This is a genomic window from Synechococcus sp. CCY 0621 (assembly GCF_019038465.1).
Taxonomy (GTDB): Bacteria; Cyanobacteriota; Cyanobacteriia; order PCC-6307; family Cyanobiaceae; genus Cyanobium.
This window is the reverse complement of record NZ_JAFKRH010000017.1, coordinates 1-7,824: the sequence shown is the minus strand read 5'-3', so window position 1 is coordinate 7,824 and position 7,824 is coordinate 1. Positions and strand designations below refer to the sequence as shown.

10 protein-coding genes, 1 tRNA gene and 1 other RNA gene are annotated in these 7,824 nt (G+C 67.3%); 7 read left to right on the top strand and 5 right to left on the bottom strand.

What is annotated here, in order from left to right:
* Positions 1-740 (top strand): glycogen/starch/alpha-glucan phosphorylase (locus tag KUG43_RS06840; protein WP_216907449.1); only part of this gene is annotated, 740 nt, incomplete at its 5' end.
* 41 nt (positions 741-781) lie between these two features.
* Here the strand turns inward: KUG43_RS06840 and KUG43_RS06835 are convergent.
* The 4 genes from KUG43_RS06835 to KUG43_RS06820 form a co-directional block, all read right to left on the bottom strand.
* Positions 782-1,261: a DUF8661 family protein gene (locus tag KUG43_RS06835; protein WP_216907447.1), complete on the bottom strand. Its 480-nt coding sequence runs from the start codon at positions 1,259-1,261 to the stop codon at positions 782-784.
* Between the two features lie 38 nt (positions 1,262-1,299).
* Positions 1,300-1,617, bottom strand: coding sequence for a DUF8670 family protein (locus KUG43_RS06830; protein ID WP_216907445.1), 318 nt, complete (start codon positions 1,615-1,617; stop codon positions 1,300-1,302).
* Between the two features lie 90 nt (positions 1,618-1,707).
* Complete coding sequence (locus tag KUG43_RS06825) at positions 1,708-1,959, bottom strand: hypothetical protein (protein ID WP_216907443.1); 252 nt, start codon at positions 1,957-1,959, stop codon at positions 1,708-1,710.
* 69 nt (positions 1,960-2,028) lie between these two features.
* Positions 2,029-2,102: transfer RNA gene (locus KUG43_RS06820), tRNA-Arg, on the bottom strand.
* Positions 2,103-2,341: 239 nt separating this feature from the next.
* Here KUG43_RS06820 and KUG43_RS06815 point away from each other — a divergent pair.
* From KUG43_RS06815 to rnc, 4 genes are all read left to right on the top strand, one after another.
* Positions 2,342-3,115 (top strand): hypothetical protein, encoded by a 774-nt coding sequence (locus tag KUG43_RS06815; protein WP_216907441.1) that lies wholly within the window; start codon positions 2,342-2,344, stop codon positions 3,113-3,115.
* A 133-nt stretch (positions 3,116-3,248) separates the two neighbouring features.
* Positions 3,249-4,025 carry a hypothetical protein gene (locus KUG43_RS06810; RefSeq protein ID WP_216907439.1) on the top strand — a complete coding sequence of 259 codons (777 nt, stop codon included), beginning with the start codon at positions 3,249-3,251 and terminating at the stop codon, positions 4,023-4,025.
* 33 nt (positions 4,026-4,058) lie between these two features.
* Positions 4,059-4,472, top strand: an RNA gene (gene rnpB / locus KUG43_RS06805) — RNase P RNA component class A.
* Between the two features lie 13 nt (positions 4,473-4,485).
* Entirely contained in the window at positions 4,486-5,241 is a 756-nt protein-coding gene (gene rnc / locus KUG43_RS06800; RefSeq protein ID WP_216907437.1) for a ribonuclease III, read from the top strand.
* On the opposite strand, the gene KUG43_RS06795 is transcribed toward rnc, so the two are convergent.
* Positions 5,219-5,398: an NAD(P)H dehydrogenase subunit NdhS gene (locus KUG43_RS06795; RefSeq protein ID WP_015109734.1), complete on the bottom strand. Its 180-nt coding sequence runs from the start codon at positions 5,396-5,398 to the stop codon at positions 5,219-5,221. The two genes, rnc and KUG43_RS06795, sit on opposite strands and share 23 nt — an antisense overlap.
* A 180-nt stretch (positions 5,399-5,578) precedes the next feature.
* Between KUG43_RS06795 and rimM the strand changes: the two genes are divergently transcribed.
* Positions 5,579-6,094, top strand: a complete 516-nt coding sequence (rimM, locus tag KUG43_RS06790; RefSeq protein ID WP_286194497.1) for a ribosome maturation factor RimM — start codon at positions 5,579-5,581, stop codon at positions 6,092-6,094.
* A gap of 92 nt (positions 6,095-6,186) precedes the next feature.
* Positions 6,187-7,653 (top strand): mannose-1-phosphate guanylyltransferase/mannose-6-phosphate isomerase, encoded by a 1,467-nt coding sequence (locus KUG43_RS06785; protein ID WP_216907433.1) that lies wholly within the window; start codon positions 6,187-6,189, stop codon positions 7,651-7,653.
* Positions 7,654-7,824: the final 171 nt, after the last annotated feature.

The following is a 7,824-nucleotide window of genomic DNA, read 5'->3' as shown; positions in this document are numbered from 1 at the left end:
GCAAGGCCGCCCCGGGCTACGCCATGGCCAAGCTGATCATCCGCTTCATCAACGGCATCGCCGATGTCGTCAACGCCGACCCCGACATGGACGGCCGCCTGCGCGTCATCTTCCTGGCCGATTACAACGTCAAGCTCGGCGAACGCGTCTACCCCGCCGCCGACCTCTCCGAGCAGATCTCCACCGCCGGCCTCGAGGCCTCAGGCACCGGCAACATGAAATTCATGATGAACGGTGCCCTCACCATCGGCACCCTCGATGGCGCCAACGTCGAGATCCGCGAGCAGGTGGGCGACGACAACTTCTTCCTCTTCGGCCGCACCACCGAAGGCATCGCCGCCCTCCGACACGAGGGCTACCGGCCCTGGGAGTTGATCGCCTCCACCCCGGAGCTGCCGGAGGTGCTGCACCTGATCGAAAGCGGCCACTTCAGCAACGGCGACAAGGAGCTGTTCCGTCCCCTGCTGGACAATCTCACCGGCCACGACCCCTTCTTCGTGCTGGCCGACTTCGCGTCCTACCTGCAGGCCCAGCAGGCCGTCAGCGAGGCCTGGGCCGATCGCCCCCGCTGGAACCGGATGTCCCTGCTGAACACCGCCCGCAGCGGCCTGTTCTCCTCGGATCGCTCGATACGGGAGTACTGCGAACGGATCTGGCAGGCGGAGGAGTTCCCCGTGACCATCACCTGCGAGATCGACGAGGCCCCGGCGAAGGGCCGCCGCCTGCCGGCGGCGCCATGACGATGGCCCGTTGAGGGGGGCCTGAGACGGGCCGGGGCGGGTCAGCCGCCCCGGTGATCGGGTAGGTCGGGGGTCTGGTGCAGCAGCCGGTTGAGGCGCAGCCGGTCGGCGTTGAGGGGATCGGGAGCCAGCTCACCGGCCACTTCCCGGAAGGTCTGCTCCACGGGCTCAGGCACCCTCACGTCGAAGATGCGCTCCATGAGGGCCTCGATGGAGAACAGGTGAGCATTGATGTTCTCCAGATCGGCCATGGCCTGCTGGATGGCATCGCTTTCGGGGACAACCTCGCCAGAAGCTTCCTGCAGCCCGGCATCGGGCGCTGCGGGGGTGGGGGGAGCATCACCGTCGCCGTGCTGCTTCTGAAGCTCCTCCAGCACCCGGCCGGCCAGGGTACGAAACGACTGCAGGGCGGCCCAATTGAGCTCCTGCTGCTGGCGGAGGCTGGGATTTTCGCGGATCAACCGGTCGTGTTCCCGATAGAACCGCTGGCAATCAGGACATTGGCAGGGCTCTTCTGGCACCGCGTCCCTTCTTTCATTCAACGACCATCATGGCACCGTCAGGCCGCCAGGGGGCCCTGATCGGGCCGATCCCCCGCCTCACTGAGCAGCGGCAGGGGAATTTCAATCGAGCTCACCACCTGAATCACGTCGCGCAGGCGCATGGAATCGGCGAACCAGCCCATGGCCTGCTCCACGTCGCCGCGACGCTCGGCATCGCTGGCCTGCTCCTCATGGGCATCGGCGAGCAGGGCCAGCCAGCAGAGGCAGCGGGCCTGCACCACCGAGAGATCGAGTTCGTCGGGGTGAGCGTGGGCGATGGCCTCACTCTCCTGCTGAACCAGCAACCGCAGGCGCAGGTCGTGTAGCTGGGTCATCCACTGCTGACGACTGGAACAACGCTAGCGGGAGTGCCCCAATTGGGGAAGGGCACCAGTGGTAGCGCACGTTACGGCTGGACGATCCGCTCAGTTGGCGGCGAAGGCGATCCCAAGCCGCACTTCCTCAATGACCTGGTTCACCAGGCCGATCGCCCGATCGCGGTGGCCCCCTTTGTTGGGGGCAGCCATCTGCAGGGACGACTGGGCGCTGAGCAGCGAATCCAGGGCGTTCTGCATGTTGGGCTGCTGGGCGATGGCCACTCCCGAGGCGACGGCCGCACCGGCAAGGAAGGCTGCGGAGACGGTCAGCCCGCAGGAGATCGGGGGACGCGGAGCCATGACCTTAAGAATTCCTCAAGGAAATCCAGGCCAGCCCAGACCGTTTCGAGGACGGCTCGGGCCTGGCTACGGGGCTGGCGGGACTCGAACCCACGACCTACGGTTTAGGAAACCGTCGCTCTATCCGGCTGAGCTACAACCCCTATAAGGCCAATTATGAAGGCTTCAGGGGGCCGTCTGAGCCATCGCTGGACGCTCCGAACCGAGGGGCAGGGAAGGCCCCCTTCCAATAACCCAGCCGAAAAGCAAGTGCTGAACAGGGGGATCCTGGCCAGAACGTCACGGTGCCTGTGCGGGTTTGCGAACCCTGAGAAGCGGATTCTGTGAAACGGGTGAGAGGTGGTAGTATTTTGGCGGTACGACTCCTTTCCTCCTACCCACCATGCTTTCGCTCAGAACGCCTATAGGCCTTGGGGCTGCGCTCAGCGCAAGCCTGGCTGCCTCCCTGCTTTCCGGGTCGCCGGTACAAGCCACGCCCTTCACCGGAAATGCTCCTCCGGCCGTTGACTGTGTCGGTCAGACCGGTGCCACGATCTTCTCGCAGGGTTTCGCCTGCATCATCGGTGACAAGGTCTACAGCAGCTTCCTCAACATTTCAGGGTCCCCGGCCCTCGACACTGCTTTCTTCTCGTTCACCAACAACGCACCCAACTTCAGCATCTCGATCATCCCCGTCCCGGGCACCAATTTCCTGCCGGGGTTGTATGAGTTTGGCTATTCGATGACGGTGTTTGACGCCGTTGCATCCGGTCAGCGGATCAAGAGCATCTCCACGGGCGCCACCTCCTCCGCCCAGCCCACCCCCCCCAACCCTGCCTACACCCAGACGCTGCAAGCAACACCGACCCTAGTGATTGCAGGTGAAGGTGATCTGGGGGGTGTAATCCTTGCCACGGAAACCAGAACCAACGGCAATTCTCCAGTCAATTCTGGGGCGATCAATTTCACCACCCCGGTCGTTTCCGCCGATTTCATTTCCACCCTCGCGGTTGGGAATCAGGCGGGCAACTTCGTGAGCAACTTCAACAACTCGGTCATTCAGTTGAACGCTCCGCCGCGCGGTGAGACCGTTCCCGGCCCCCTCCCCATCCTTGGTGCAGCTGCCGCCTTCGGCATGTCCCGCAAGCTGCGTCGCCGCATCCGGCAGATCGCCTGAGCAACCTACAGCTGATCCACTGGCCCCCTGTTTCGGCAGGGGGCTTTTTTGGTATCACGAATCGTTAGCCCGCTCACCCAGATCCATTCAACGGCTGCAGTGCCGCTAAGTTTCCATGACAACAGCCACGCCCATGGACATCGCGACAGAGCAAAAGATCCAGACGCCCATAGACAGTGACAAGCGCAACCAGAGGGACATCGCCGAATTGCTCTCCACCACCGGGCTGGTGATGGTCGGCTATGGCCTCACCGCGTTGCTGTTCGCCTGTCTGCCGATCAGGCTGCTGGATCCCGAATGGCAGTTGCGGGCATCCGGAGCCTTCAGCGCCTCCGGCCCCTTCCTGCTGATCGGCCTGCTGCTTGTCTGCCTGGCCAGGTCGTTCAATGGCTCAAGCCAGCAGCTGATCAGCAGGGTCAAACTGCTGCGAAGCCTTAGCACCTGGGCAGCCATTCTTTATCTACTGCTGGTCCCCATCCAGCTCCATGCCGGTGTCCGCCTCCTGCAGCAGAAATCCGGCCAAGAGGCCCAGTTGCAGGCCCAGTGGAGCAAATTCAAGGCCCAGCTCCAGGCCACCACCAGCGAGCAGGAAGTGCGCTCCCTGCTCGCCACCCTGCCCCAGCCTGTCCAGCTCCCCGCAAAGCTCGACATCCCCCTGCCTGTCCTGAAGAAACAGCTGTTCGCCAACGTCGATTCCCGTTTCAATGCCCTCCGCTACCAGACCGCCGAAGCCCGCTCCCAGCGATTGCAGAACTTCCTGGGCGAGGCGTCCAGCAACTGTCTAAAAACCCTGCTGGTGGCCCTGGGCTTCGCGGCCTTCGCCCAGGGGCGTGAAGGTGGGCCCACACTGCTGCAGAAGGCCCAGGGGTTGTTTGGTAACAAGTCCCGCCGGCGCAGCCGCTCGGCATGAAGCCTTGAGGGGGGCTCCCTACACTGACCCCGGAAAGCAGGCGAGGTGATCGCGATCGGTGCGGTGCGGCCTTCGGGCCAAGGCCGCGGCCGGTTGAGGAAAGTCCGGGCTCCCCAATGGCCAGGCCTGCTGGGTAACGCCCAGTGCGGGTGACCGTGAGGACAGTGCCACAGAAACACACCGCCGATGGCCCGGGCTTGCCCGGCGCACAGGTAAGGGTGCAAAGGTGCGGTAAGAGCGCACCAGCGGCATCGAGAGGTGCCGGCTCGGTAAACCCCGGCTGGGAGCAAGGCCCAGGGACAGCGGTTGGCCATCTTCCCCGTCCCGATTCCCATGCGCCGCTCGAGGCCGCCGGTGACGGCGGTCCCAGACAGATGATCACCCCCCCTGCCGGCGGCGTGCCGCTGGCAGGGGAGAACAGAACCCGGCTTACGTCCTGCTTCCCCCCCCTTGCCCCGCGATGACTCCCCAGCGCCGCCAGCAACTCCTGGCCTTTCTGGAGAGTCTCGGCTTCGGCAGCGGCAACGGCCTGCTGCCCCTTGATCCGGCCGCCGCCGACGCCGCCTTGGCCACCCTCGATGAGGCCCTCACCCACAGCTCCACCGGCCAGCCCCGCCACCACGACCGCCTGGAGTTCCTCGGCGATGCGGTGCTGCGGCTGGCGGCGGCCGAGTTTCTGCGCTCGGCGCACCCATCCATGGGCGTGGGCGACAGCTCCGCCCTGCGGGCCCAGCTGGTGTCCGACCGTTGGCTGAGTGATCTGGCCCAGACCATCTCCCTTGAGCCGGTGCTGCTGCTGGGGGCGATGGCCGCCGGCGATCGGGCCGGCCGCGCCACCGTGCTGGCCGAATGCTGCGAAGCCCTTGTGGGCGCCATCTACACCGTGGGCGGCGGTCCCCAGGGCGGACTGGTGGCCGTGCAGCACTGGCTGGCCCCCCACTGGCAGGCCAGCACCGCCGAGCTGCTGGCCGATCCTTTGCGCCACAACTGGAAGTCGGCGCTGCAGGAATGGAGCCAGGGCCAGGGCCAGGGCCTGCCCGCTTACAGCTGCCAGGAGCGCAGCCGGGTGCACGGGGATCCGGAGCGCTTCGCCTGCCGGGTGGACGTGGGCGGGCTGAGCGGCGAGGGCCGGGGCGGTTCGCGACGGGAGGCGGAGCAGCAGGCCGCCAGGGCAGCCCTGGAAACCCTCGACCTCAGGCCTGCTCCAGGGTGCTGAGGGGCACGGTCACGAGCTTGTCCCAGTTGCCGCCTTCGAACAGCACCGCCGCCATCGCCCCACTGATGCGCTGCACGAAGCCCTGGTAGCCGTTGTAGATCGAGCGGGGATCACGCACGACCACGGTGGAACCGGGCAGGATCGGGCTGCTGGCCATGGCGTAGGCCCCCGGAAGGAACCATGTAGTGGGGCCATTATCGTTGCCAGGAGGCCCTGTTGCAGTGGCGGCGGGCACCGCCACAGGGCCCGTGACGCGATGATGCGCCGCGAAGCAAGCGCTGAGGCCGTGGCCGACACCAGCAACCAGGCGCAAGGAGCCGACGACCCAGGGGAGCTGATGGCCGTGGGCCGGTTCGTGGCGGCCCAGGGCATGGGCGGTGAGGCGCGCCTGCTGCCCCTCAGCGACTTCCCCGAACGCTTCACCAGGCCCGGCCAGCGCTGGCTGCAGGCCCCCAAGGGCGAACCACGGCCGGTGCAGCTGCTGGCCGGCCGGCCCCTGCCCGGCAAGAACCTGTTCGTGCTGCGCCTCGAAGGCGTCAGCGACCGCACCGCCGCCGAAGCCCTGGTGGACCAGCACCTGCTGGTGCCCGCCAACGACCGTCCCAGCCTGGGGCCGGGGGAATTCCATCTGCTTGATCTGGTGGGGCTCCAGGTGCGGCTGCTGGCGGAGCCGCAGGCGTCCCTCGGCACCGTGACCGACCTGATCCATGCCGGCAACGACCTGCTGGAGGTGGAGCTCGCGGCGGGGGGCCGGCGGTTGCTGATCCCCTTCGTGGAGGCGATCGTGCCGGAGGTGAACCTGGCGGAGGGCTGGATCGGCCTCACGCCGCCCCCCGGCCTTCTCGACCTCTGAAGTGGCCCCGGGTGCCCAGGAACGCTGACGGCCGGGGCCACCTCGGGTTGAATAGGCCCGACTGATGGTCCTGCGGGACAGCGGCAGCCTCCATGCATTCCCCCTCCCTGGTTCCAGTGATCCTCTGCGGCGGCACCGGCACCCGCCTCTGGCCCCTGTCTCGGGCCAGCTACCCCAAGCAGTACTGGCCCCTGGCCGGTACCACCGAAGAAACCCTGCTGCAGCAGACCCACCAGCGCCTGCAGGGCCTGCCGGACCTGGCGCCGCCGTTGCTGATCTGCAACGAGGACCATCGCTTCATCGTGGCCGAACAGATGCGCCAGATCGGCGTGGAGCCGGCGGCGATCCTGCTGGAACCGGTTGGCCGCAACACCGCACCGGCGGTGGCGGTGGCGGCCCTGCAGGCCACGGCCCGCGGTAACGACCCGCTGCTGCTGATCCTGGCCGCCGATCACGTCATCCGCCGCGCCGCCGACTTCCGCGCCACGGTGGCCGCCGGCATGGCGGCAGCGTCCGACGGCCAGCTGGTCAGCTTCGGCATCGTGCCCACCAGCGCCGAAACGGGCTACGGCTACATCGAGGCGGCCGGAGCCATGGACGCCGCCACGCCCGTACCGATCGCCCGCTTCGTGGAGAAGCCGGACAAAGCCACTGCCGAGGCCTTCCTCGCCACCGGCCGCTTCACCTGGAACAGCGGCATGTTCCTGTTCCGTGCCAGCACGATCCTGGCGGAGCTGGAGCACTTCGCCCCCGAGGTGGTGGGCGCCTGCCGCACGGCCCTGGAGCAGGACAGCGCCGACCTGGAGTTCCTTCGGCTGGAGCGGGAAGCCTTCGCCAACGGCCCCAGCATCGCCATCGACGTGGCGGTGATGGAAAAGACCGACCGGGGCGTGGTGCTGCCCCTCGATGCCGACTGGAGTGACGTGGGTAGCTGGGCGGCCCTGTGGGAAACCTCCCAGCAGGACCCTGAAGGAAACGTGCTGCGGGGCCGGGTGATCAGTGAGGGCAGCCGCAACTGCTACCTGCGCAGCGAACACCGTCTGGTGGTGGGCCTGGGCGTGGAGGATCTGGTGGTGGTCGAAACCGACGACGTCGTGCTCGTGGCCCATCGCGATCGGGCCCAGGAGGTGAAGGGCATCGTCGGCCGGCTGGAGCGGGACGGCGCCCCCGAGAGCCGCGCCCACCGCCGCATCTACCGGCCTTGGGGCCACTACGACGGCGTGGTGGAAGGGGAGCGCTGGCAGGTCAAGAAGATCTCGGTGAAGCCCGGCGCCAGCCTCTCCCTGCAGATGCACCACCACCGGGCCGAGCACTGGGTGGTGGTGCGCGGCACCGCCGTTGTGGAAAAGGACGGGGTGGAGGAGCTGGTGGGTGAGAACCAGAGCACCTACATCCCCCTCGGCGCCCGCCACCGCCTCACCAACCCCGGCAAGATCGCCATGGAACTGATTGAGGTCCAGAGCGGCCCATACCTGGGCGAGGACGACATCGTGCGCTTTGACGACCGCTACGGCCGCAGCGATGCCCCGGCCCTGACCGAGCCCCTGAGCCAGCCTTGAGGGCGCCGGCCTGTGGCGGGCGAGCCCGCGGAGCGGGCAACGCCGCCTTCGGCCGGCCCCCTCAAGGGGGCTGGCTGGGGCTGGCGATGGAAGGCTCTCGAGCCCCCTCCCCCAGGAGGGTGTCGGGCCTGTGACCCCCGAAGGTGGGCGTTGCCCGCGTCAGCGGGCGCG

Excerpts from the sequence above, each read along its gene's own strand:
- KUG43_RS06810 (WP_216907439.1), top strand. The coding sequence starts at position 3,249 with ATGGACATCGCGACAGAGCAAAAGATCCAGACGCCCATAGACAGTGAC.
- KUG43_RS06825 (WP_216907443.1), bottom strand. The coding sequence starts at position 1,959 with ATGGCTCCGCGTCCCCCGATCTCCTGCGGGCTGACCGTCTCCGCAGCC.
- rimM (WP_286194497.1), top strand. The coding sequence starts at position 5,579 with ATGGCCGTGGGCCGGTTCGTGGCGGCCCAGGGCATGGGCGGTGAGGCG.
- rnc (WP_216907437.1), top strand. The coding sequence starts at position 4,486 with ATGACTCCCCAGCGCCGCCAGCAACTCCTGGCCTTTCTGGAGAGTCTC.
- KUG43_RS06830 (WP_216907445.1), bottom strand. The coding sequence starts at position 1,617 with ATGACCCAGCTACACGACCTGCGCCTGCGGTTGCTGGTTCAGCAGGAG.
- KUG43_RS06785 (WP_216907433.1), top strand. The coding sequence starts at position 6,187 with ATGCATTCCCCCTCCCTGGTTCCAGTGATCCTCTGCGGCGGCACCGGC.
- KUG43_RS06795 (WP_015109734.1), bottom strand. The coding sequence starts at position 5,398 with ATGGCCAGCAGCCCGATCCTGCCCGGTTCCACCGTGGTCGTGCGTGAT.
- KUG43_RS06815 (WP_216907441.1), top strand. The coding sequence starts at position 2,342 with ATGCTTTCGCTCAGAACGCCTATAGGCCTTGGGGCTGCGCTCAGCGCA.